The sequence below is a fragment of the Pseudomonas psychrophila genome (assembly GCF_001043005.1).
GTDB lineage: Bacteria > Pseudomonadota > Gammaproteobacteria > Pseudomonadales > Pseudomonadaceae > Aquipseudomonas > Aquipseudomonas psychrophila.
The window spans coordinates 49,391-73,602 of record NZ_JYKZ01000002.1 but is presented as its reverse complement, the minus strand read 5'-3'; the positions used below and the strand labels follow the sequence as shown (position 1 = coordinate 73,602).

Genomic DNA, 24,212 nt, shown 5'->3' with positions numbered 1-24,212 from the left:
CATGCAACTGATCTGGCTGCGCACCGACTTGCGCCACTACGACAACACCGCCCTGAGCGCCGCAGCCAAACGTGGCCCTACTGCGGCCGTGTACCTCATCAGCCCCGAGCAATGGCAGGCCCATGATGATGCGCCGAGCAAAGTCGATTTCTGGCTGCGAAACCTGCGCACCTTGAGTGACAGCTTGCAGCAACTGAATATCCCGCTGCTGATTCGTACCGCCCCAACCTGGGATCAGGCGTCTGCAGTGCTGCTTGAACTGTGTCAGCAACTCGACGTTCAGGCAGTCCACGTCAATGAAGAATACGGCATCAACGAAACCCGTCGTGACAAGGAGGTGGCACAGAGCCTTGAAGCCCGGGGTATCGAGTTTCATCGCTACCTCGACCAACTGCTGTTTCAGCCGGGCAGCATCCTGACGCAATCGGGCTCGTACTTTCAGGTCTTCAGCCAGTTTCGCAGGATCTGCTACAACCGACTGCACATGGCCTTGCCGCGTATTGTCGCCAGGCCTGACAGCCAGGCACCGCTGAACATCGTGCCTGACAGCATTCCCGAATCGGTCAGCGGTTTTGCTGCGCCCAGCGAATCTCTTCGGGCGCTGTGGCCCGCAGGCGAGAAAGAAGCTCAGCAGCGCCTGGCGCAGTTTGCCGATGAGCAAATTCATTTCTACCAGGACGAACGCGACCTGCCGGCGAAGCCCGGTACCAGCCAACTTTCGACCTATCTCGCGGCGGGCGTTATCTCACCCCGCCAATGCCTGCATGCGGCATTGCACAGTAACAACGGCGAGTTTGAAAGCGGCAGCCCGGGGGTGTTCACCTGGATTACCGAACTGCTATGGCGCGAGTTCTACAAACATATTCTGGTCGGTTACCCAAGGGTCTCCCGCCATCGGGCCTTCCGCCCCGAAACTGAGTACCTGCCGTGGCGTAACGCACCGGATGAACTGGCCGCCTGGAAACAGGGGCGCACCGGTTTCCCGATTATCGACGCGGCGATTGCCCAACTGCTGGAAACCGGCTGGATGCACAACCGCCTGCGCATGGTGGTCGCAATGTTCCTGACCAAAAACCTGTTGATCGACTGGCGCGAAGGCGAGCGGTTTTTTATGCAGCACTTGATCGACGGCGATCTGGCCGCCAACAACGGTGGCTGGCAGTGGAGCTCATCCACAGGCACCGATTCAGTACCGTATTTCCGAATTTTCAACCCGCTGACTCAGTCAGAGCGTTTTGATCCAGAGGGCCGGTTTATCAAGCACTGGCTGCCTCAACTGGCGGATCTGAATAAAAAACAGGTGCATAACCCCGCCTCTATAGGCGGGCTGTTTGGCGTGGCCAATTACCCGGCGCCCATGGTCAATTTGAGCCAAAGCCGTGAGCGGGCCCTGAGCGCTTTCAAGAGCTTGCCATCACGGCAATTACTGGAGGTGAGCCATGGCTGACGGACGGCGGATCTGGCTGACAGGCGCCAGCAGCGGGATTGGCGCCCAAATGGCTGAGGAATTGCTCATAAGCGGCGCCCGGCTGGCGTTGACTGCTCGCACGATCGCCCCCTTGAAAGCCTTGTCCGACCGTTTCCCTGGTCAAGTCCTGCTGGTGCCCGGCGACCTGACCGACATTGCGCAGGTCCGAGAGATCAGCAAACGCATCGCCCAAGCCTGGGGCGCTCTGGACACCGTAATCCTCAACGCCGGGACCTGTGAATATGTCGACGTGCGCGAATTCGACTCTGCACTGATTGAGCGCGTGGTGCGCACCAACCTGCTGGCCAACTGTTACTGCATTGAGAGCGCACTGCCACTACTGCGCGCTGGTTCGCGTCCGTATCTGGTGGGGGTGGTGAGTTCTGTCACTTATTGGGCGCTGCCACGTGCCCAGGCTTATGGAGCGTCAAAAGCGGGCTTGCGCTATTTGCTCGAATCGTTGCGTATCGACCTGGCCCAGGAAGGCATCGACGTCACCCTCGTCAGCCCGGGCTTCGTCGATACTCCGCTCACCGAAAACAACGATTTCCCGATGCCCATGCGCTGGTCAGCGATAAAGGCGGCACAGCATATTTGCCAGCGCCTGAAAAAACGTCCGCTGGAGATCGCCTTCCCCACCCTGTTTATCGTCACGCTGCGGCTGTTGGCGAACTTGCCAAAACGCCTGCAAGTAGCACTCGGCAAACGTCTGGCCCGTAATTCTGACGGTAAACCATCATGAAAATCGCGATCATTGGCAGCGGCATTTCGGGGCTCACCTGCGGCTACCTGCTGCACAAAGAACACGACATCAGCGTATTCGAGGCCAGTGACTGGGTCGGCGGCCACACACACACCGTCAACGTGAGCGTCGAGGGCCGGTCCTATGCCATCGACACCGGTTTTATCGTTTTCAATGACTGGACTTACCCTAATTTCATCAAGCTGATGGACCAGGTAGGGGTTCGCTCAAAAGCCACTGAAATGAGCTTTTCAGTACACGACACCGAGAGCAATCTCGAATACAACGGCAACACCCTCAACAGCCTGTTCGCCCAGCGCAGCAACCTGTTATCTCCCGGGTTCTGGGGCATGTTGCGTGACATCCTGCGCTTCAATCGCCAAGCCATTCGCGATCTGGACGAGCAGCGCATTGCCAGCGACACCCGGCTGGGCGACTACCTGCAGCAGCAGGGCTATGGATCGCGCTTTATCGAGCACTACATCGTGCCGATGGGCGCAGCGATTTGGTCCATGTCACTGGCAGACATGCTGACCTTTCCGCTGCAGTTTTTTGTGCGCTTTTTCAAAAATCACGGTTTGCTCAGCGTCAGTAATCGCCCGCAATGGCGTGTGATTGAAGGAGGTTCCAGTGCCTACGTTCAACCGTTAAGCGCAGGTTTCGCCGACAGAATCCGCCTCAACTGCCCGGTCATCCAGGTGGTCCGCACTGAACAGGGCGTTCAGGTACACAGCGCTGGCGGTTCTGAACACTTCGACAAAGTGATCTTTGCCTGTCACAGCGACCAGGCGCTCAGCTTGATGGCCGACCCTTCATCTGCAGAGCAGCAAATTCTGGGCGCGATGCCCTATGCCGAAAATGACGTAGTGCTGCACACCGATACCCGCTTGTTGCCAGACCGAAAACTGGCATGGGCGAGCTGGAATTATCGCCTGGGCGCAGCAGGTCAAAAACGTGCGGCCGTGACCTATGACATGAACATCCTGCAAGGGATTCAGAGCGAGACAACATTCTGCGTCAGCCTCAATCAAACCAGTGCAATTGATCCGTTCAAAGTACTGGCCCGGTTCAACTACGCGCATCCGCAATACAGCTTGGACGCCATTGCCGCGCAAGCGCGCTGGCAAGAACTGCTGGGCGCTCGGCACAGCTACTTTTGCGGTGCCTATTGGGCCAACGGTTTTCATGAAGACGGCGTGGTCAGCGCATTGCGCGTGGCCCAGGCCTTTGGCCGACAACTATGAACAGCGCCCTGTACAGCGGCTGGATCGCCCATCGACGCTTTGCGCCGACCACCCATGCGTTTCGTTACCAGATCGGCTTGCTGTATCTGGATCTGGATGAGCAAGACGCTGTACTGGGGCTTTCATCGCTGGCTGGAAAAAGCCGCTTTGCGCCCTTCTCTTTTCGCGAAACCGATTACCTGAAAGCGCACACGGCAACCGGTATGCGCCTGATTGACGCGGTTCGCCAGCAAGTAGGCGTCGCCTTAGGGCATACGCCCCAGGGCTCAGTCTGTTTGCTGACGCAGGCCCGCAGCTGGGGGCTGTCTTTCAACCCCGTGAGTTTCTTTTACTGCCACGAGGCGGACGGGAAACTGGCCGCAATCTTGTGTGAAGTCACTAATACGCCTTGGCGCGAACGCTATCACTACGTGCTGCCAGCTCAAGGGGACGGTTTTCAATATGCGAGCGTGGCCAAAGCCTTTCACGTCTCCCCCTTTTTGCCTCGGGATCTGGAATACCGCATGAGTTTCAGTCCACCCGGGGCCCGGCTCGGGGTGCACATGGCCGACTGGCAAGGCGACATGAAGCTGTTCGACGCCACCCTCAACCTGCAACGCACGACACTGGACCGCGCCGGGGTGCATCGCTACTTGCGGCAGTTTCCGTGGATGACCGCCAAAACCTGTCTGGCCATTTACTGGCAAGCCTTGCGCCTATTTCTTAAACGCACACCGATTTTTTCCCATCAGGCCGCCGACGGCGCCTTTCGAATTGCCGCCCTGCAACCTAAGGATAAACGCCATGAAGAGCTCTAGCCTGGTGAGCAAATCCTCACTGTCGACTACCCATAATCTGACCAGTGCGCTGCTGAGACGCGGTGTAATGCGCCAGCTCGGCCAGTTGAAAAACGGTCACCTGGTGGTGATCGAAAACGGCGAACGCCTGATGTTCGGTGACAGCACCGCGGGCCTGGTCGGCGAAGTACAGATTCACGATGCAAGCCTGTGGGGCATGATGGCCAGCAGCGGCTCGATTGGCGCGGGTGAAGCCTTTATTCATGGCTATTGGACTTCCCCCGACCTGACCAAGGTGATCCGCGTGCTGGTCAGTAACATGGACGTACTTGATGCAATGGAGGGTGGCCTGGCGCGTCTGGGCCGCCCGCTGATACGCGGCCTGCACTGGATCAACCGCAATACCCGCAAGGGCTCGCAAAAAAACATTGCCGCGCATTACGACCTTGGCAATGAGATGTTTGAGCAGTTTCTCGATCCGACCATGATGTATTCAGCGGCGCAATTTTTAAGCCCTGACGACACGCTGGAACAAGCGCAGCTCAATAAGCTGGCACGCATCTGTCAGAAGCTCGACCTCAAACCTGAAGACCATTTGCTCGAAATCGGCACCGGATGGGGCAGCATGGCGTTATTTGCCGCACAGCATTACGGGTGCAAGGTCACGACGACGACCCTGTCCAAGGAGCAGTTCGACTACACCAAAACCCGCGTTGAGGCTTTGGGGTTGCAAGACCAGGTGACGTTACTGCTGGAGGATTACCGCGACTTGACCGGGCAATACGACAAGCTGGTGTCGATCGAAATGATCGAGGCAGTGGGTCATCACTTTTTGCCCAGCTACTTCAAACAGTGCTCCCGTCTACTTAAGCCCCACGGGTTGATGCTGCTGCAAGCCATCACCATTCGCGAGCAGCGTTACGAGCAAGCCAAAAGCAGCGTGGACTTTATCCAACGCTACATATTCCCCGGCGGTGCGCTGCCCAGTGTGCAAAAAATGCTCGAAATCGTGGGCAAGGACACTGACATGAATCTGATGCACATGGAGGACTTTGGCCTGCACTACGCCAAAACCCTGCGCATGTGGCATGAGAACTTCCGTCGTGCTCACAGCCGCCTGACGGAACTGGGCTACGACGAATACTTCCTGCGCCTGTGGGAGTTTTACCTGTGCTACTGCGAAGGTGGCTTTCTGGAACGCAGCATCGGCACTGCGCAGTTGTTGCTGGCCAAGCCTGCAGCCATGCCTGAACCATTGCTCGGCCGCTTCAATGCTTAAGAATCTGGCGAATGCCGGGCTGTTCCAGCTCGGCTGGTTTGCCTGTGTGCTGGGCGGCAATAGCCTGTGGCTAGTGCTGGCAGGTGCTGCCTTGTTCACGCACTTGCTGTGGATAAGTCGCTCAATGGCAGAAGTCCGTCTGGTGGCCGTCGTGTGTTTGCTCGGCACTGCCGTCGACAGTCTGCTGCTCAATGCCGGGGTTTTCGCCTTCAAGCAGCCCGGTTTGTTGATTCCATTCTGGCTGATACTGCTTTGGGCCCTGCTGGCAACCACTTTGAACCACTGTCTGGCGTGGACTGCCAAGCCCTGGTGGCGGGCTGTTTTGCTGGGTGCCATCGGTGGACCGCTGTCGTATTACGCCGGGCAACGTCTGGGCGCGGTGCAATTCCCCTTGGGCCTGTGGCCTACGCTGGCCGGATTGAGCCTGTTGTGGGCGGGGTTGTTTCCATTGCTAAACGCCTGTAGCCGCTGCCGAAGGCTGCGATAAGGACCGCATGATTTCAACCGTGGGAGCGGCTACAAGGGCCCCTTGACCGGCAGCCTGGTTTCTATAAAAAAACCTGCGTTCATCAGCACATGTACACCTGATGGCAGCTCTGCCTTACACTGCGCGCCTATGACCAACATCCCCCTGACCGAAATTACCGAACCCGCTGTCACCTGCTCGACGTGCGCGGCGTGCTGCTGCCAACTGGAAGTGATGTTGATCACCGATACCGGCGTGCCTGAGCGTTTTATCGACAACGATGACTGGGGCGGTGAAGTGATGCTACGTCTGGATGATGGCTGGTGTGCGGCCCTAGACCGCAACACCATGATGTGCACCATTTATGAGCTGCGCCCGCTGATTTGTCGCGAGTTCGAAATGGGCGATGTCGAATGCCTCAATGAACGCCAGGGCATTGCAACGGCGTACCGTTAAACACCCACAATTACAGCGCCATGGTGTAGTGCAGCGCATAACTTTCGACACCGTCATTGGTACTCGAGATCCCCGCGTTGGAGTAGTGCGTTGCACGAATCCCCACTTCATGACCGCCCGCAAAGCGCACACCAAAGCCAATACGGTCTTCAAACTGGAAAGCCGTTCCCAGTTTGTTGCCTTCGACTTCCGTGTGGGAGAACAAGGCTACTCCGATACCAGCCTCGACATAGGGCTTTACCCTTTCGCCCGCAAACTCGTACACCAGTACGGGTGAGAACGACAGACTGCTGCTTGAGGATGACTTGTCACCTTCCCAGTAGGTGTAAGCCCCATCCCAATAACCGGTCAGACGCCCGACATCAGTCTGCAACCAGCTTTTGTCCCAATCAGACTTCAAGCCCAGACGGTAAGTCATGGTCGACTCGCTGGTATGCCCCACCCCAAATTCAAGTCCGGCAGCCTGTGCCGTGAAACTTTGCCCCAGTGCCACGACTGCAACCGCAGCCAAGCCAAACAGTCGTTTCATAAGAAAAATCCCATTTTCATATGCCTGTGTCAGTTGTTATGCGCTTCATCAGGCAGGCGTTTTAAAGCAGAGTTCCGATTTTTTACAGACCGAAGCTTCGCACAACGCCAGATTTATTCCACAACACAGGCAGGATATTTCCCATGTGTTCAGGTGAAGCGCTGGTCCAGAACTGTGTTTCACAGGGAGGGCCGGATGCCAGCAGGCCTTTTTCAGTCAGCAAGCGCTGAAGCTGACGGGCCACGGCAGCGCCGGTATCGATCAGGGTGATCGAGGGCGGGAGCATTTGAGCAAGCAGAGGTTTGAGAAAGGGGTAATGGGTACAGCCAAGAATGATCGTGTCACAGCCCGCTGCCAGCAACGGTTCGACATAACCGCGTAGCAAGGTGCACAAGGCATCGCTGTGCAGATCACCGGTCTCGATCAGTTCCACCAGGCCCGGGCATGGCTGGGTGATGACCCGGACATCGCTGGCAAAGCGATCAAGCAAGGCGGCAAATTTGGCACTTTGCAAAGTGCCAGTCGTCGCCAGTACACCCACCACGCCGCTGCGGGTGGCCGCTGCAGCCGGTTTGACCGCAGGCTCCATACCGACCATTGGCCAGTCCGGGTAACGCTGACGCAAATCCGCCACTCCCGCCACCGTTGCCGTGTTACAGGCCAGCACCAGAGCCTTGGCACCTTGGCGCTGGAAAAAATCGGCCATCACCGCACAACGCTGACGAATAAACTCGGGGCTTTTTTCGCCATAGGGAATATGGCCACAGTCCGCCACATAGAGCAGCGATTCGTTGGGCAACAGCGCATGAATTTCTTTGAGTACCGACAAACCGCCAACGCCGGAGTCAAAAACCCCAATCGGCGCCTCACTCATGGCCTGTACCGCACACGCTGCAGGCAGGGTCGCGCTTGACCCGCAACTCGCGAAAGCGCGTGCTCAAGGCATCGACCAGCAACAGACGGCCCACCAGCGGCTCACCAAAACCGGCCAGAACCTTCAGCGCTTCAAGAGCTTGCAAGCTGCCGACCAGCCCCACCAGCGGCCCAATCACTCCAGCTTCGCTGCAGGTCAGTTCTGCTTCGCTGCCATGCCCGTACAAGCAGTGGTAGCAGGGGCTGGCTGGCTGACGCGAATCAAACACCGACAACTGCCCCTCAAGGCGAATCGCCGCGCCACTGACCAACGGTTTGCGCGCTGCGACACAGGCTTTGTTCACCGCTTCACGGGTGGCAAAGTTGTCGCTGCAATCGAGCACCAGATCCACCGCACTAATGACCTCGGCCAGCGAGTCGGCATCCAGCGCCGAACGGTGGGCAACCAGTTTGATGAGCGGATTGATCAGGCGCAGTCGGCGAGACGCCGAGTCGACCTTGCTCTCCCCCACATTGGCGGTGTCATGGATGATCTGACGCTGCAGATTGGTCAGGTCAACGCTGTCAAAGTCGGCCAGATGCAGTTCGCCGACACCGGCAGCCGCGAGGTAGAGCGCAACAGGCGATCCAAGCCCGCCAAGGCCGACAACCAGTACACGGCTGTTTTTCAGCTTCAACTGACCGTCGATATCAACCTGTTGCAACAGGATCTGTCGGCTATAGCGCAACAGCTCCTCATCGGTCAGCACGGCAGGCGGCCCAACGTGATGCGTTCGTGGCCACCCAGGTCCTTGCGGCTTTCAACCTGTGCAAAACCTGCGTCCTGCAACAATTGGCGAACCGCTTCGGCCTGATCGTAACCGTGCTCCAGCATCAACCAGCCACCCGCGTTCAGGTGACCTGCAGAAGCAGTGATGATTTCGCGTATGTCGTCCAGACCATCCGCACCGGCAACCAGAGCACTCTCTGGTTCGAAGCGCACATCGCCTTGCGCCAGGTGTACATCACCCGCGGCAATATAGGGCGGGTTGCTGATAATCAGGTCAAAACGCTGGTCGGCCAATGCACTGAACCAGTGACTGGTGAACACGTTGACGTTTTCGAGCTGCAAACGCTGGCGATTACGCTCGGCCAGCGCCACGGCCTCAAGTACGCGGTCAACCGCCGTGACGTGCCAGGCGGCGCGCTCACTGGCCAATGCCAGGGCAATTGCACCACTGCCGGTGCCCAAGTCCAGCACCTTGGCCGGGCTCGCAGGCAACAGAGCCAACGCGGTTTCGACCAGCAGTTCGGTATCGGGGCGCGGGATCAGGGTATGCGGCGCCACTTCCAGATCAAGGTTCCAGAAACCCTGTTGGCCCAGAATGTAGGCCACCGGCTCACCGGTACGGCGACGCAACAGGTATTCGGCGAAGGTCAATGCCGCTTCGCTGCTGACAATTTTTTCGGGCCATGTATGCAGATAACTGCGCGACTTGCCCAGGGCAGCAGCCAATAAAAGCTCCGCATCCAGGCGGGCCGTGGGTGAGTCAGGCAGTTCAGCAGCACGTAACAAACTGGCAATAATAGTCATTTATTCACCCAGGGCTGTCAGTTGATCAGCCTGAAACTCCGCCAATAAAGGCTCGATAACGGCATCAACGCCGCCAGCCAGTACGTCATCCAGGGAATACAGGGTCAGGTTGACGCGATGGTCGGTCACTCGCCCCTGCGCGAAATTGTAAGTGCGGATGCGCTCGGAACGATCTCCCGAGCCCACCAGCGACTTGCGCTCGCTGGCAATGGCATTGGCCGCCGCGCTGGTTTGCTGGTCATTCAACTTGGCCGAAAGCCAGGACATCGCCCGCGCCCGGTTTTTATGCTGGGAACGCTCTTCCTGACACTCCACCACAATGCCCGACGGCAAGTGGGTGATACGAATCGCCGAGTCGGTCTTGTTGACGTGCTGACCACCCGCACCCGAGGAGCGATAGGTATCAACGCGCAAGTCGGCCGGGTTGATCTCGATGGCTTCCTGCTCGTCCGGCTCGGGCAATACCGCCACGGTACACGCGGAGGTATGGATACGGCCCTGGGATTCGGTGGCGGGCACACGCTGTACGCGATGAACACCCGACTCGAACTTCAGCTTGCCGTAAACATTCTCGCCTTCGACGCGGGCAATGACTTCTTTATAGCCACCATGCTCTCCGCTGTTTTCAGACAGGATTTCAAGCTTCCAACCGCGACGCTCAGCGTAACGGGAATACATGCGAAACAGGTCGCCAGCAAAAATGGCCGCCTCATCGCCTCCCGTGCCGGCCCGAATTTCAAGGAACACGTTGCGTCCGTCATTCGGGTCCTTGGGCAACAGCATGCGCTGAAGGTCTTTTTCAAGCTCGCTCAGGCGCTCTTTGGCTTCGCGAACTTCTTCGACCGCCATTTCACGCATGTCAGGGTCGTTATCCTTGAGCAGCGCCTGGGCGCCCTCAAGGTCGGCCTGCACTTTGAGCCACAGCCCGTAAGCCGCGACAATGGGTTCAACTTCTGCGTATTCCTTGGAATAGGCACGAAATTTGGTTTGATCCGAAATGACTTCGCCATCGCCAAGCAGTGCGGTCAGTTCTTCAAAACGGTCCTGGAGGATGTCCAGCTTATTAAGCAGTGACGCTTTCATTACTATTTTTTATCCGCAGAGCTATGCGATGAGCCCTCACCGAGGGCAAAAAGTTCTTGGGCCATGGCCAGCGCATCGAGGCGGCCTTCGGCGGAAAGCTTTTTCAACTGAACGCTGGGTGCGTGCAGCAATTTATTGGTCAGGCCACGTGCCAGTTGTACCAGCACATCTTCAGGGTTGCTGCCATTGGCGAGCATACGCTGAGCCTTTTGCAGTTCTTCATCACGCAAACGCTCGCTCTGCTGGCGATAGGCCTTGAGCACATCGACAGCCGCCAGCTCACGCAAGCGCACCATAAAGTCATCAGCGCCGATACTGACCAGCTCTTCTGCAGCCTGGGCAGCGCCCTGACGACTTTTGAGGTTTTCGGCGACTACTTCGTGCAAGTCATCGACGGTATAGAGGTAAACGTCGTCCAACTCGCCGACTTCAGGCTCGATATCCCGGGGGACCGCAATATCGACCATGAAGATAGGTTTGTGCTTGCGCAACTTCAAGGCGCTTTCGACCGCCCCCTTGCCCAAAATCGGCAACTGGCTGGCCGTGGAGCTGATCACGATATCGCTGTGTACCAGCTCTTGAGGGATATCCGACAGCAGCACGGCATGGGCACCGAACTGTTCAGCCAGAGTGCTCGCGCGCTCCAGGGTACGGTTAGCCACCACGATGCGTTTTACACCAAGGTCATGCAGGTGACGGGCGACCAGGGTAATGGTCTCGCCCGCACCGATCAGCAAGGCCTGACTGCGCTGCAAGTCGCTGAAGATCTGCTTGGCCAGGCTCACGGCAGCAAAAGCGACGGAAACCGGGTTTTCACCGATGGCGGTATCGGTGCGCACTTGCTTGGCCGAGTTGAAGGTCGCTTGAAACAAGCGCCCCAATAAAGGCCCTACAGTGCCCGCCTCACGCGCCACGGCGTAGGCCGATTTCATCTGGCCGAGAATTTGCGGCTCGCCCAGCACCAGCGAATCGAGGCCCGAGGCCACACGCATCATGTGACGAACGGCAGCGTCGTCTTCATGAACGTACGCGCACGCACGCAGCTCATTGAGGCTCAGGTTGTGATAGTCGGCCAGCCACTGCAGCACACTGTCAGCTGAAAGGTGGTCCTGCTCGACATAGAGCTCACTGCGATTACAGGTGGAGAGGATCGCAGCTTCGCGACTGTCGGTTAGGCGGCAGAGCTGCTGCAGGGCCTCAACCAACTGCTCCGGAGTAAAAGCCACGCGCTCGCGGACGTCTACTGAAGCAGTCTTGTGGTTAATACCGAGTGCGAGGAAGGCCATTCAATATCGCTGATGATGACGAGAAGCCGGCAATTGTCCTACTTCGTCAGATTGAGAACAACCACTCCTGACTATTGTCTCTATAGTTAACGTCTGTTGAACACACCATCAGCCCCCCGGATATCGATGGTCGCACCTGCTAGGGTTTGCGTCATAGCATGTGTCATGATGCCCGGACCGCAGGTAAGTCGCCCATCTCTTATATGAATAGATCCTCCGCGTTGCTCCTCGCCCTCGTTCTTCTCAGTGGCTGCCAGGCTTTGGCTCCCACGTCCCCGGATGACTCATCCGCGGCCGAAGACGTCACCTCCGTCCCGGAAAAACCAACGGTCTACAGCTCGTTCAGCGAAGAAACGCTGTACAGCCTGTTGAGCGCTGAATTGGCCGGCCAACGCAATCGTCTGGATATCGCACTCGATAACTACGTGACGCAGGCAATCAATACACAAGACCCCGGCATCTCCGAGCGGGCTTTTCGTATTGCCGAGTACCTGGGCGCTGACCAGGCCGCACTGGATACCTCGCTGATCTGGGCTAAAAACGCCCCGGACGATCTTGAGGCACAACGTGCTGCAGCCATTCAGCTGGCTCGCAATGGCCGTTACGACGAGTCCATGGTCTACATGGAAAGAGTCCTGCAGGCCAAGGGCGATACTCACTTCGATTTCCTGGCCTTGTCGGCAGTAGAAACAGACGCGGAAACCCGTGCGGGCCTGCAAAAAAGTTTTGATAGCCTGCTGGTCAAGCATCCGGACAATGGCCAGCTGATTTTCGGCAAGGCCTTGTTGATGCAGCAGGACGGTGATGCCGAAGGCGCGCTGAAACTGCTGGAAAAAAATCCGCCGCAAAACGGTGAAGTCGCCCCTGTCTTGTTGCGCGCCCGTTTGCTGCAAAGCCTCAATCGCGGCAACGAAGCGTTGCCACTGCTGCAAAAAAGCATTCGCCAATACCCCGACGACAAACGCCTGGGCCTGACGTATGCCCGCACGCTGGTCGAGCAGAACCGCATGGGCGAGGCAAAAGTGCAATTTGCCAGACTGGTAGAGCAATACCCCGAAGACGATGAGCTGCGGTTCTCCCTGGCCCTGGTGTGCCTGGAAGGCAAGGCCTGGGATGAGGCCGAGGGCTATCTCGAAGAACTGATCGAGCGCGACAGCCATGTTGACTCGGCGCACTTGAACCTTGGCCGTATCGCCGAAGAGCGCAACGACCCCGAAACTGCACTCACCCAGTACGCTCTCGTGGGCCCGGGCAACGACTATCTGCCAGCACAATTGCGTCAGGCCGATATTCTGATCAGCCACGGTCGCGGTGCAGAGGCATCGAAAAAGCTGGCCGCGGCTCGTGATGCACAACCCGACTTTGCCATTCAGTTGTACTTGATAGAAGCGGAAACCCTGTCGGCGAATAACCAGACCGATCGCGCCTGGAATGTTCTGCAGCAAGCACTCAAGCAATACCCGGACGATATGAACCTGTTGTATTCACGGGCCATGCTGGCCGAAAAACGCAACAATCTCGAACAAATGGAACGGGATTTGCGCGCCATCATCAAACGCGAACCTGACAATGCCATGGCATTGAATGCGCTGGGCTACACGCTATCGGATCGAACCACGCGCTACGCGGAAGCCAAAGCACTGATTCAGCAAGCCTATGACCTGAACCCGGATGACCCGGCGGTGCTCGACAGCCTGGGCTGGGTGAATTTCCGCCTTGGCAATCTCGATGAAGCAGAACGCTTGCTGCGCCAGGCGCTGGAGCGCTTCCCGGATCAGGAGGTCGCCGCTCACCTGGGCGAAGTCCTGTGGGCCAACGGCAAGCAGCGTGAAGCCAAAAAAATCTGGGGCACTTTTCTTAAAGAAAATCCTGACAGCCCTATTCTGCGCAAAACCATCTTGCGCCTGACCGGATCAGAGACTCTTTAACTCATGTTTTTTCGTCATATGCGCCATTTAGTTATTTTTAGCCTTGTTGCCTTGCTCGCCGGCTGCGCGGGCTTTGGTTCCCGCGAATCCGTTGAAGGTCACGGCAGCCCGGCCTTGTGGTCGGCGCATAAACAGCAATTGACCCAGCTCGACGGTTGGCAAATCAACGGCAAAGTCGGCATTCGCGCCCCCAAAGACTCAGGCAGCGCCACGCTGTTCTGGCTCCAGCGCCAGGATTATTACGATATCCGCCTTTCCGGTCCGCTGGGCCGGGGCGCTGCCCGCCTGACCGGACGCCCGGGAAGTGTCGTTCTGGAAGTCGCCAGCCAGGGTCGCTATGAAGCACCCACGCCCGAAGAACTGCTGGGCGAGCAATTGGGCTGGAGCCTGCCGGTGTCACATCTGGTCTGGTGGGTGCGCGGTTTGCCTGCACCTGGCAGCAAAAGCCGCGTGACGTTGAATGCTGATAGCCGCCTTGCCAACCTGGAGCAGGACGGCTGGAAAATCGAATATTTGAGCTACGTCGAGCAAAACGGCTTCTGGCTGCCCGAGCGGGTCAAGCTGCACGGCCCGGATCTGGATGTGACGTTAGTGGTTAAAGATTGGCAACCTCGCCTGTTGGGTCAATGAGATGCAAGGCCATTTAGATAAAGACGCCCTGGTTCTGCCCTCCCCGGCAAAACTTAACTTGATGCTGCACATCCTCGGCCGCCGAGACGATGGCTATCACGAACTGCAAACGCTGTTTCAATTCCTCGATTACGGCGATGAAATGACCTTTGCCGTGCGTGACGACGGCGTCATTTGCCTACACACCGAATTCCCCGGAGTCCCTCACGACGAAAACCTGATCGTGAAGGCGGCAAAAAAACTTCAGGCGCAATCCGGTTGCGCACTGGGGATCGATATCTGGATCAAAAAAGTGTTGCCCATGGGCGGCGGCATTGGTGGCGGCAGTTCAAATGCGGCGACTACCCTGCTGGGGCTTAACCACCTTTGGCAGTTGGCCTGGGATGAAGATCGGCTGGCTGCGCTGGGCCTGAGCCTTGGGGCCGACGTCCCGGTTTTCGTCCGCGGGCACGCCGCATTTGCTGAGGGTGTAGGGGAAATCCTTACGCCTGCAGACCCTGAAGAACCCTGGTATCTGGTCCTTGTCCCGCAAGTCTCTGTTAGTACAGCAGAAATATTTTCAGATCCTTTGTTGACACGTGACTCTTTGCCCATTAAAGTGCGCCCCGTTCCCAAGGGAAACAGCCGAAACGACTGCGAAGCAGTTGTGAAGGAGCGTTATCCAGAAGTACGTAACGCTTTGAATTTGTTAGGTAAATATACCGAAGCAAAATTAACTGGAACTGGAAGTTGTATATTTGGGGCCTTCCCAAACGAAGCAGATGCTGATAAAGTGCTGCACCTTCTGACAGACACCCTTACAGGGTTTGTAGCAAAAGGAAGCAACGTTTCGATGTTGCATCGCACGCTACAAGATCTGGCAAAGGAAACGGGTACACGGTACTCGTAGCAACAGATACAGGGGCGTCGCCAAGCGGTAAGGCAGCAGGTTTTGATCCTGCCATGCGTTGGTTCGAATCCAGCCGCCCCTGCCATTTCTTATACTCATCCAGGTTACCCTCAGCCTTCAGGTACTGCGCGTGTCCAAGATGATGGTCTTTACGGGGAACGCTAACCCCGATCTGGCTCGGCGTGTCGTACGTCAGCTGCATATCCCACTCGGTGACATCTCTGTCGGCAAGTTTTCCGACGGCGAAATTACCGCTGAGATTAATGAAAATGTCCGCGGTAAAGACGTTTTCATCATTCAGCCGACTTGTGCTCCGACCAACGATAACCTGATGGAACTCGTCGTGATGGCTGATGCCTTCCGCCGCTCCTCAGCGACTCGTATTACTGCTGTTATTCCTTACTTTGGTTATGCCCGTCAGGATCGCCGTCCGCGTTCCGCACGTGTGGCTATCAGCGCAAAAGTTGTCGCTGACATGCTTACCGTAGTCGGCATCGATCGTGTTCTCACGGTTGATTTGCATGCTGACCAAATACAGGGTTTCTTCGATATTCCTGTAGATAACATCTATGGCTCCCCAGTTTTGGTGGATGACATCGAAGATCAGCGCTTTGAGAACCTTATGATTGTGTCCCCGGATATCGGCGGCGTCGTGCGTGCACGAGCTGTTGCCAAGTCCTTGGGCGTCGATCTGGGTATCATCGACAAACGCCGTGAGAAAGCCAATCACTCGGAAGTGATGCATATCATCGGTGATGTCGAAGGGCGTACCTGTATTCTGGTTGATGACATGGTCGATACCGCCGGCACTCTGTGCCACGCGGCTAAAGCCTTGAAAGAGCATGGCGCTTCCAAAGTGTTCGCCTACTGCACACACCCTGTGCTGTCGGGTCGGGCAATCGAGAATATCGAAAATTCCATGCTGGATGAGCTGGTGGTGACTAACACCATTCCGCTGTCCGCAGCCGCACAAGCCTGTTCGCGTATCCGCCAGTTGGATATCGCACCGGTTGTTGCTGAAGCGGTTCGCCGCATCAGCAACGAAGAATCGATCAGCGCGATGTTCCGCTAAGGGCCCTGCCCTTCTCAGACATCACGTTGACGAAAAGCGCCCCGCCCCAGCAGCCTGTTGGGGCGGGGCTTTTTTGCCCATACCGTCCATAGCGCTGGTCGCAAACGCTAGGCCGGATGTGGTTATTTTGGAGATACAACATGAACGATTTTACTCTGAATGCTGAAGTGCGTTCCGACCTGGGGAAAGGTGCGAGCCGCCGCCTGCGTCGTCTCGCAAGCCTGGTTCCAGCTGTAGTTTACGGTGGCGAAAAAGCCCCTGAATCCATCAGCATGCTGGCTAAAGAAGTTGCCAAACTGCTCGAAAACGAAGCTGCTTACAGCCACGTTATCGAACTGACCGTTGGCGGCGTTAAGCAAAACGTGATCATCAAAGCTCTGCAACGTCACCCGGCTAAAGGCCACGTGATGCACGCTGACTTCGTTCGCGTTATTGCTGGTCAAAAGCTGACTGCAATCGTTCCAGTTCACTTTGTTGGTGAAGCTGCTCCGATCAAGAAAGGCGGCGAGATCTCGCACGTTGTTGCAGACATCGAAGTTTCCTGCCTGCCAAAAGACCTGCCTGAATTCATCGAAGTTGACCTGGCTAACGCCGAAGTCGGCTCGATCATTCACCTGTCGGACATCACCGCTCCTAAAGGCGTTGAGTTCGTAGCTCTGGCACACGGTAACGACCTGGCAGTAGCCAACGTTCACGCTCCACGTGTTGCACCAGAAGCAGACGCAGAGTAATTCATTACTCTGTCGTTGGAGTTTTGAGAAACATCGCGAGCTAACACGCAGCGAGTAAAGCGGACAAGATCGCGAAGTTTACTCATGTAAACCCGCTTTTTTGTCCGTTTTCGCCGCTAACCGTTAGCGGCGATGTTATCCACAACTCCATAGAAGGGCCCTTGTCGTGACCGCCATAAAACTGATCGTTGGCCTGGGAAATCCAGGCACCGAATACGAACAGACCCGGCATAACGCAGGGGCCCTTTTTGTTGAGCGTCTCGCGTCGGCAAACGGGGTAAACCTGGTTGCAGACCGCAAATATTTTGGCCTGACCGGGCGATTCAGCCACCAGGGTCAGGATGTTCGTCTGTTGATTCCCACCACCTATATGAACCGAAGCGGCCAAGCCGTTGCGGCGCTTGCCGGTTTCTACCGCATTGCGCCGGAGTCCATACTGGTGGCCCACGACGAACTCGACCTCCCACCTGGCGTTGCCAAGCTCAAACTGGGCGGCGGTCATGGAGGTCATAACGGGTTGCGCGACATCATCGCGCAGCTGGGAAACAACAATAATTTTTACCGTCTGCGGCTCGGCATTGGCCACCCAGGCGTCGCCAGCATGGTGTCCAACTTTGTTCTGGGTCGTGCGCCTCGCGCCGAACAGGAAAAACTGGACGCCAGCATCGATTTTGCCCTCGGCGTGCTGCCGGATATCCTCGCCGGGGAATGGAACCGTGCGATGAAAAACCTGCACAGCCAGAAGGCCTGACTCTACTCCTCGGGGAAAACACCATGGGATTTAACTGCGGCATCGTCGGCCTGCCTAACGTCGGCAAATCCACCCTGTTCAACGCCCTGACCAAATCCGGTATTGCGGCCGAGAACTTCCCCTTCTGCACGATCGAGCCGAACACCGGCATCGTGCCGATGCCCGACCCACGTCTGGACGCGCTGGCTGCCATCGTTAAACCTCAGCGCATCCTGCCAACCACCATGGAGTTCGTAGATATCGCGGGCCTCGTGGCTGGCGCATCGAAAGGCGAAGGCCTGGGCAACAAGTTCCTGGCCAACATCCGTGAGACCGATGCTATCGCTCACGTGGTCCGCTGCTTTGAAGATGAAAACGTGATTCACGTTTCCAACAGCGTTGACCCGAAGCGTGACATCGAGATCATCGATCTTGAGCTGATCTTCGCCGACCTCGACAGCTGCGAAAAGCAACTGCAGAAAGTGGCGCGTAACGCCAAAGGCGGCGACAAGGACGCAGTGGCTCAAAAAGCACTGCTGGAACAACTGATCGCACACTTCACCTTGGGCAAGCCGGCACGCAGCCTGATCAAGAACATGGATGCCGATGAGAAACACATCATCAAAGGCTTCCACCTTCTGACGACCAAGCCTGTGATGTACATCGCCAACGTGGCCGAAGACGGTTTCGAAAATAACCCGTTGCTCGACGTGGTAATGGCCATTGCCGAAGAAGAAGGCGCAATCGTGGTTCCGGTCTGCAACAAGATCGAAGCTGAAATTGCCGAGCTCGAAGACGGTGAAGAAAAGGACATGTTCCTTGAAGCCCTGGGTCTTGAAGAGCCAGGCCTGAACCGCGTTATCCGTGCCGGTTACGAGATGCTTAACCTGCAGACCTACTTCACTGCAGGCGTTCAAGAAGTACGTGCCTGGACCGTTAAGGTAGGTGCTACTGCTCCGCAAGCCGCTGGCGTAATTCACACCGACTTCGAAAAAGGCTTTATCCGCGCCGAAGTTATCGCGTATGACGACTTCATCAAGTACAACGGCGAAGCCGGTGCAAAAGAAGCCGGTAAATGGCGTCTGGAAGGCAAGGAATACATCGTAAAAGACGGTGACGTCCTGCACTTCCGCTTCAACGTGTAAAACAGCACACGTCTAAAAAAACCGCGCTCAGGCGCGGTTTTTTTTGGCCTGGTATTTAGTGCAGGGCAAACCATCCCCCGGACAAAAGGTCTATGGTAAGTCTCAAGGCCTCAAGACTGACCGGGAGTTTCAATGCTCGCCAAGGTGTTTATCAATCGTTTCACCACCCCTCTGATTCAGCGGATAACCTTTCGCTGGTCTTCCGCCTGGCGAGATGCGCTGGCCTCGGCAATCGCGGCCGCATTGGCCTGGGTCCTCGCCAAACATTTATTCGGCCATGTACACCCCGTTTTTGCGGCCATCAGCGCAGTGGTTTGCCTGGCACCAGGCCTGCCCAGTCATGGCAAACAGGCGATTGGTTTGATGGTGGGGGTGGCCACCGGGATTATCGTCGGTGACGCCGCCTTGTGGCTTCCGGATGATTACCCCCTGCTGCGGATTGGCTTTGCCACCTTCTCTGCAATCGCCATTGCGGCCTTGTACGGCCTGGGGGCCGTAGTACCGATCCAGGCAGGGGTTTCTGCTGTGCTGATGCTGGCTGTCGGCCCGGAGAGTGCCGGAGTGGTACGCATGCTTGATGTATTGGTCGGGGCTGGCGTTGGACTGGTCTTCAGCCAGGTGTTACTGACCCCCAACCCTATTGGTATCATTGACAGCTCGGCGAAAGACTTACTGGAAAAGCTCTCCTCGGGCTTCAGCAAAAGCTTGCAGGCACTCGAAGAAAAAAACGCCGATAAAGCCCAAAACGCCGTGCAGATTTTCTCCCGGGCCCACGACAGCCTGATTGCTCTGGAGAACGGAATCAGCATGGCTCGCAACACCGCACGCTGGACCTTGCGCGGGCGCTTTGTGTCACGCGAGGTCAAGGGCATTGCCAGTCGTTACGAACGCCACGCCGTTCGCTTGTATGCCAGTTCCCTACTGTTCTCTGAAGCCTTTGCCGATGCCTTGCGCAAGGAGCAAGGCCCGGCGCCAGCCTCACTGCACGAGCGACTGGCAAATGTCGCCTCAGGCTGTGCTTCGATCGCCAACGACAATGAGCGTCCCGTATTGATCCCGGTGTCTGCCAGTGAACTGGCCGACGCGGTGTCGGCCCCGTGGCAGCTGTGCTTGCAACACCTGAGTACGGTTGAAAGCGCCCTTTTGACCTTTGGCTTTACCACGCAAACCGAAAGCACTAAAAACGCCGAGAAAAGCAAACCCTAAGCACAAGCAAAACGCTTGAGCCCTCGGGCTCAGGCGTTAAATCACGCAGTTACTAGTACAAACTCCCACAGTTTCTATTTCTCTTAACCCCAGAAATACGGCCACTTCATGACTTGGCTTACCTATTCAATAGCACCAAGCTGTTTCCAGACGGGAAATACTCTACACAACTGTCTATCCGAGTTGGCTGTCAACACGGCTGTCTCAAAAAAGAAATATAACGAGAGTACACTCAATGGTGTCTTCCCATTCGAAAGACAAACTTTATCAAACCTATCATTTCGAAGATCCCGAACTCGACGCCACCATCCACAGCACGGCAACACTTAATATCGATATATTGCTCCACGGAGAAACCGGCACAGGAAAAGACACACTGGCCGAGCAACTTCATTACTTATCCGAACGCCGAGGCCACTACGTTGCACTTAACTGCGCAGCCATTCCGGAGGGGCTGGCAGAAAGCCAATTATTTGGTGTCACTCAAGGGGCATTCACCGGCGCACTGCAATCACGCCCTGGCTTTATAGAAGCGTCTGACAGAGGCACGTTATACCTTGATGAAATAGACAGTATGCCGCTGACCCTGCAGGCAAAATTACTACGCGTACTTGAAACCCGAGGGGTTGAACGGCTGGGCTCGACAAAGTTCATACCGGTCGACATGCGCGTTATTGCATCGGCTCAAACCTCACTTCCAACGTTGGTAGAACAAGGTCAATTCAGACGTGATCTTTACTACCGCCTCAACGTAGTCAACCTGCACTTACCGCCGTTACGTGAACGACGCGAACATATTATTCCATTGTTTTTGAATCTTATTCAGCGCGAGGCACACTACTTTAACTCGTCCATACCAGTGCCCAGCACCTCACTGCTTCAACGAGTGGCTTGCCACGATTGGCCAGGCAATGTCAGAGAATTGCGCTCCGCCGCCAAGCGCCTGGTATTGGGGATTCCCCCCCTGTGTTCATCTACCCGCGAACATGAAAACAGCACCCTGAAATTGAAAGACCGTTTACAGCAAATAGAAAAGTAGTTGATCGCGGACTCCCTGCGTCGCCACCGCCACTGTATAGACGCTGTTGTGCTTGAGCTTGGCATAGCCAAACGCACGCTCTATCACCGAATGAAACAACTTGAAATCTCCTGACCCACATTCATTGGAACTGCAGACTCCGATACTGACACTCAATACTTGAATCAATTAACTGATTCACCCCCTAAATCTCACACTTTGCATTTGGAGATAACATATGCTTTCTCTGCTAGCACCTCTTATATTGCCCCTCGCCAATAAAGTCATTGACTCGCTGGGCGGCATGGCCAAAAACCTGGTGGGAAACGTTGTAGACAATGCGGTATCACACACCAAAAACATCACATCGCACCCCACCCATACACCCCATAAAATCTCGTACTAGTTATCCAGCTATCATAGAGAGGCAAAACACATGTTTGGTATTGGCGGAATTATTGGCTCACTTATCGGGGGGGGGGTCGCAACAATGAAATCGACCCGTTGGAAGCGCTAAAAGACTTCAACAAACAGGAAGCGTTGAAAAAGTTTTATGACACTAAAGAAAAAATTGAAACCGACAACAAAAGCGCAAAATTTAATGGGGTTATAGATTCACAAACCAAACAGGTCAACGCAATGACCGAACTCTCAAGAAAAATCACTGTTTAATCTTTAACACCGCCCCATCCCTGGATGGGGCATCTAACCGATCGGTGAGTACAGCAACTGGAATACGCAATTCCAAGCCGTCGTTTGAGGTTTAAATGAAAATTAACACATCACCCTCTGTCGCCCTAAAACCGTCGATCTCTTTTGAGGCCCCTTTTCATACACCTGCAATAGCCGATATCAACTGGTTCACCGCTTCATTACTCCCCTCTCCCACCCAAACACCTTACATCGCAACCTCCGACAGCCTAATCGCTCATCCGCTAAAGCAACGCTCGGCGTTATTGCAGGAGCTCTCAAACACTGCCGCGCGTGCCTTGCAAAAAGTCAGCACCAGTACCGATCCAATCGACATGCTCAAATCAACCCGGGCCATATCGGCATTTCACCTTGAGACGCTGTTGAGCGCCAAGATGATCAGCAAGACGTCACAAGCCATCGAAAAACTCACCAACCTGTCCTAGGCGGTAACCGCATGGCATCGCGCCTTCTCAGGAGCCTGTTATTGATGCTCGCGTTGTGTTTGAGCGGTTGTGGCGAAAGCGTCGAGCTGCACAGCCAGCTTTCCGAACAAGAGGCCAATGAAGTCATCGCCGAACTGGCAGACAAACACGTCCAAAGCCAAAAGATCGCTACCAAAAACGGAGTCTCCGTGCGCGTAAGTGCGCAAGACATCAGCCGGGCCATAAAGACACTGGCAGCAGCCGGGTTACCCAAAGCCACTCGTTCGACACTGGGGGAAATATTTCGCAAGGAGGGGGTCATTTCTACGCCGCTGGAAGAGCGCGCCCGTTACATCCATGCCTTGTCACAGGAGCTCGAAGCCACGTTGTCGAATATTGACGGGATCATCGTGGCACGGGTGCATGTGGTACTTCCCGAGCGGGTAGCCCCGGGGGAGGCAGTTCAACCCGCTTCCGCTTCGGTTTTTATCAAACACGACTCAAGGCTTGACCCCGACAGCATTCAATCACGGGTACGCCGAATGGTTGCCAGCAGCATTCCGGGCATGGCCACGGCGTTAGACAACCCGCATAAAATCACCACGGTGTTTGTGCCAGCAACCGCCTTTCAAGACACGCAGCAATTGCTCTTCTTCGGCCCTTTTCTGGTGCCGAAGCAAGACCTGGGGTTTTGGAAAAAAACCTTCTACGGTGCGATTCTTGGGTTCCTTCTGGCGATCACTGGCCCGATTTTGTGGCTTAAGTTACGAAATAGAACGGCCCCCTCTAAAGAGGGCTCTGCATGAGCGACGCTTACAGCTGGGCTCAGTGGTGGGCCTTCCCGTGGCGCCACGCGCACCCGGACTGGCAGGCCCCAGACGTAGTCGCCTATGAAGCCGGACTGACCCGTAACCGGCACGCGGCCCTGAGCAAGACCTTTGCCATTGCCCCCTGCCTGCCCTGCAAGCCCACTGCCAGCCTGGTTTACCTGGCCCTGGCGCGACCGTCACAACACGACCGCATGTTGCAACTGGCCGACAACATTTGCCGGCCATTAGAGCCCAATCGGCTCGACGCGACACAGCGTCTGTGGTGCCAGCGTCTGGCCATGAGCTTGCACACCCAACGCTGGCTCAAGCCGACCGACGATACCTTGCAACTCCTGAGGGCTTGGGTCGCACCGCACGTGTGGTCGCGATTGCGACTGCGTTTTGCGCCTTGCCGGATCATGGCCATGGAGCAAATCCCAGCACCGGATATCTCTGCGGCCAAGCTTCAGGTGCTTTGGCAAGCGGTGCTCTGGTACGAGCAAACCTACAATCCAGACGCAGGTAGCACCGAGGTTCAGCTCAATGCTGTCACGACGCACCCTTAAACTGCGGCCCGGGCCCCCTGGACTGCACCAGACACTTATTACCCGCGAAAACCTCATCGACTGCGGCCAGGTCAATCAAGTACTTGCGCAAGCAAAGGCGCAAGCTGACGAACTGCTGAGCACTGCTCAAGCAACATCGCAGGCCCTGTTGAAAAAAGCCCACGGCGAATTCTGGCAACTGGCCAACGCCCAGCTTTCGCACTGGCAACTGGAACACCTGGTCCTGTGCAAGGGGATTGAGTCGAGCGCTTCAACAGTGGTCAACCAGACCTTGCGTCATCTATTCGATGAGGTGCCGCAACCGGCTCGTATCGTCGCCTTGCTTGAGCATTTGCTGCGCGCACAATGCCCGCCCGCGAACGCAACGCTGCGCTGCCATCCACAAGCTCTTGAACGTATTGGGCAGTGGCTCAGCACCCACCCCGACACGTCCTGGCAACTCCAGACCGATGAACGCCTCGACACTCAGGCTCTGGTGCTTGTCACTGTCCGTGAAGACCTGCGTATCGACTGGGCCACAGCCATCGAGGCCTTGTTGATACCTGCTTGCACCGATGGAACCGATGATGACGTAGCCGCCACTGAGTCGTGAATATTA

General features: G+C 56.3%; 26 protein-coding genes, 1 tRNA gene and 1 pseudogene. 22 read left to right on the top strand and 6 right to left on the bottom strand.

Translation table 11 applies throughout. From position 1 onward, the window contains the following. Position 1: 1 nt before the first annotated feature. The 7 genes from phrB to TU76_RS06380 all read left to right on the top strand — a co-directional run bounded on the left by phrB (position 2) and on the right by TU76_RS06380 (position 6,431). On the top strand, positions 2-1,447 hold the full coding sequence (phrB, locus tag TU76_RS06410; RefSeq protein ID WP_046809105.1) for a deoxyribodipyrimidine photo-lyase: 1,446 nt from the start codon (positions 2-4) through the stop codon (positions 1,445-1,447). Further along, a complete protein-coding gene (locus TU76_RS06405; RefSeq protein WP_046809104.1) occupies positions 1,440-2,210 on the top strand; it encodes an SDR family NAD(P)-dependent oxidoreductase in 771 nt (256 codons plus the stop codon). The genes phrB and TU76_RS06405 overlap by 8 nt, the downstream gene beginning before the upstream one ends. Continuing rightward, positions 2,207-3,454, top strand: a complete 1,248-nt coding sequence (locus tag TU76_RS06400; protein ID WP_048351306.1) for an NAD(P)/FAD-dependent oxidoreductase — start codon at positions 2,207-2,209, stop codon at positions 3,452-3,454. Before TU76_RS06405 ends, TU76_RS06400 begins: the two co-directional genes overlap by 4 nt. After that, entirely contained in the window at positions 3,451-4,251 is an 801-nt protein-coding gene (locus tag TU76_RS06395) for a DUF1365 domain-containing protein (protein ID WP_048351305.1), read from the top strand. The genes TU76_RS06400 and TU76_RS06395 overlap by 4 nt, the downstream gene beginning before the upstream one ends. Further along, on the top strand, positions 4,238-5,509 hold the full coding sequence (locus tag TU76_RS06390; RefSeq protein ID WP_019825100.1) for an SAM-dependent methyltransferase: 1,272 nt from the start codon (positions 4,238-4,240) through the stop codon (positions 5,507-5,509). The genes TU76_RS06395 and TU76_RS06390 overlap by 14 nt, the downstream gene beginning before the upstream one ends. After that, the gene (locus TU76_RS06385) at positions 5,502-5,996 is read left to right on the top strand and encodes a DUF2878 domain-containing protein (RefSeq protein WP_048351304.1); all 495 of its coding nucleotides are present in this window, start codon (positions 5,502-5,504) and stop codon (positions 5,994-5,996) included. The genes TU76_RS06390 and TU76_RS06385 overlap by 8 nt, the downstream gene beginning before the upstream one ends. A 129-nt stretch (positions 5,997-6,125) precedes the next feature. Beyond that, on the top strand, positions 6,126-6,431 hold the full coding sequence (locus TU76_RS06380) for a YkgJ family cysteine cluster protein (RefSeq protein ID WP_037032157.1): 306 nt from the start codon (positions 6,126-6,128) through the stop codon (positions 6,429-6,431). A 10-nt stretch (positions 6,432-6,441) separates the two neighbouring features. Here TU76_RS06380 and TU76_RS06375 read toward each other — a convergent pair whose 3' ends face one another. The 6 genes from TU76_RS06375 to hemA form a co-directional block, all read right to left on the bottom strand. Next, positions 6,442-6,960 (bottom strand): acyloxyacyl hydrolase, encoded by a 519-nt coding sequence (locus tag TU76_RS06375; protein ID WP_019825103.1) that lies wholly within the window; start codon positions 6,958-6,960, stop codon positions 6,442-6,444. Between the two features lie 82 nt (positions 6,961-7,042). After that, the gene (gene murI / locus TU76_RS06370) at positions 7,043-7,834 is read right to left on the bottom strand and encodes a glutamate racemase (protein WP_048351303.1); all 792 of its coding nucleotides are present in this window, start codon (positions 7,832-7,834) and stop codon (positions 7,043-7,045) included. Continuing rightward, a complete protein-coding gene (locus TU76_RS06365) occupies positions 7,827-8,582 on the bottom strand; it encodes a molybdopterin-synthase adenylyltransferase MoeB (RefSeq protein WP_046809099.1) in 756 nt (251 codons plus the stop codon). The genes murI and TU76_RS06365 overlap by 8 nt, the downstream gene beginning before the upstream one ends. Then, positions 8,576-9,406 (bottom strand): peptide chain release factor N(5)-glutamine methyltransferase, encoded by an 831-nt coding sequence (gene prmC / locus TU76_RS06360; RefSeq protein WP_019825108.1) that lies wholly within the window; start codon positions 9,404-9,406, stop codon positions 8,576-8,578. The genes TU76_RS06365 and prmC overlap by 7 nt, the downstream gene beginning before the upstream one ends. Further along, positions 9,407-10,489, bottom strand: coding sequence for a peptide chain release factor 1 (gene prfA / locus TU76_RS06355; RefSeq protein ID WP_019825109.1), 1,083 nt, complete (start codon positions 10,487-10,489; stop codon positions 9,407-9,409). It abuts the gene before it with no gap. Between the two features lie 2 nt (positions 10,490-10,491). After that, positions 10,492-11,775 carry a glutamyl-tRNA reductase gene (gene hemA, locus TU76_RS06350; protein WP_019825111.1) on the bottom strand — a complete coding sequence of 428 codons (1,284 nt, stop codon included), beginning with the start codon at positions 11,773-11,775 and terminating at the stop codon, positions 10,492-10,494. A gap of 203 nt (positions 11,776-11,978) precedes the next feature. Here hemA and TU76_RS06345 point away from each other — a divergent pair, with 203 nt between their 5' ends. The 15 genes and pseudogenes from TU76_RS06345 to sctL all read left to right on the top strand — a co-directional run bounded on the left by TU76_RS06345 (position 11,979) and on the right by sctL (position 24,206). Then, positions 11,979-13,703: a tetratricopeptide repeat protein gene (locus TU76_RS06345; RefSeq protein WP_048351302.1), complete on the top strand. Its 1,725-nt coding sequence runs from the start codon at positions 11,979-11,981 to the stop codon at positions 13,701-13,703. Between the two features lie 18 nt (positions 13,704-13,721). Then, a complete protein-coding gene (lolB, locus tag TU76_RS06340) occupies positions 13,722-14,333 on the top strand; it encodes a lipoprotein insertase outer membrane protein LolB (RefSeq protein ID WP_401016083.1) in 612 nt (203 codons plus the stop codon). Between the two features lies 1 nt (position 14,334). Further along, positions 14,335-15,222, top strand: a complete 888-nt coding sequence (gene ispE, locus TU76_RS06335; protein ID WP_019825117.1) for a 4-(cytidine 5'-diphospho)-2-C-methyl-D-erythritol kinase — start codon at positions 14,335-14,337, stop codon at positions 15,220-15,222. A 10-nt stretch (positions 15,223-15,232) separates the two neighbouring features. Next, positions 15,233-15,307, top strand: a tRNA-Gln gene (locus TU76_RS06330). Between the two features lie 45 nt (positions 15,308-15,352). Then, positions 15,353-16,294 carry a ribose-phosphate pyrophosphokinase gene (locus TU76_RS06325; RefSeq protein WP_019825119.1) on the top strand — a complete coding sequence of 314 codons (942 nt, stop codon included), beginning with the start codon at positions 15,353-15,355 and terminating at the stop codon, positions 16,292-16,294. Between the two features lie 140 nt (positions 16,295-16,434). Next, positions 16,435-17,025, top strand: coding sequence for a 50S ribosomal protein L25/general stress protein Ctc (locus tag TU76_RS06320; protein ID WP_019825121.1), 591 nt, complete (start codon positions 16,435-16,437; stop codon positions 17,023-17,025). Positions 17,026-17,191: 166 nt separating this feature from the next. Next, the gene (pth, locus tag TU76_RS06315; protein ID WP_003439790.1) at positions 17,192-17,776 is read left to right on the top strand and encodes an aminoacyl-tRNA hydrolase; all 585 of its coding nucleotides are present in this window, start codon (positions 17,192-17,194) and stop codon (positions 17,774-17,776) included. 23 nt (positions 17,777-17,799) lie between these two features. Further along, a complete protein-coding gene (ychF, locus tag TU76_RS06310) occupies positions 17,800-18,900 on the top strand; it encodes a redox-regulated ATPase YchF (RefSeq protein ID WP_048351301.1) in 1,101 nt (366 codons plus the stop codon). A 132-nt stretch (positions 18,901-19,032) separates the two neighbouring features. Further along, on the top strand, positions 19,033-20,106 hold the full coding sequence (locus tag TU76_RS06305) for an FUSC family protein (RefSeq protein ID WP_019825126.1): 1,074 nt from the start codon (positions 19,033-19,035) through the stop codon (positions 20,104-20,106). Between the two features lie 235 nt (positions 20,107-20,341). Next, positions 20,342-21,259: pseudogene (locus TU76_RS06300) on the top strand (sigma 54-interacting transcriptional regulator). 369 nt (positions 21,260-21,628) lie between these two features. Then, entirely contained in the window at positions 21,629-21,796 is a 168-nt protein-coding gene (locus TU76_RS25185) for a hypothetical protein (RefSeq protein WP_019825130.1), read from the top strand. Between the two features lie 95 nt (positions 21,797-21,891). Continuing rightward, positions 21,892-22,260 carry an EscI/YscI/HrpB family type III secretion system inner rod protein gene (locus TU76_RS24605; RefSeq protein WP_082136504.1) on the top strand — a complete coding sequence of 123 codons (369 nt, stop codon included), beginning with the start codon at positions 21,892-21,894 and terminating at the stop codon, positions 22,258-22,260. Positions 22,261-22,271: 11 nt separating this feature from the next. Further along, the gene (gene sctJ / locus TU76_RS06290) at positions 22,272-23,045 is read left to right on the top strand and encodes a type III secretion system inner membrane ring lipoprotein SctJ (RefSeq protein ID WP_048351300.1); all 774 of its coding nucleotides are present in this window, start codon (positions 22,272-22,274) and stop codon (positions 23,043-23,045) included. Next, positions 23,042-23,614 (top strand): hypothetical protein, encoded by a 573-nt coding sequence (locus tag TU76_RS06285; protein ID WP_048351299.1) that lies wholly within the window; start codon positions 23,042-23,044, stop codon positions 23,612-23,614. Before sctJ ends, TU76_RS06285 begins: the two co-directional genes overlap by 4 nt. Next, a complete protein-coding gene (gene sctL / locus TU76_RS06280; protein WP_048351298.1) occupies positions 23,592-24,206 on the top strand; it encodes a type III secretion system stator protein SctL in 615 nt (204 codons plus the stop codon). The genes TU76_RS06285 and sctL overlap by 23 nt, the downstream gene beginning before the upstream one ends. The last annotated feature ends 6 nt before the right edge of the window (positions 24,207-24,212 follow it).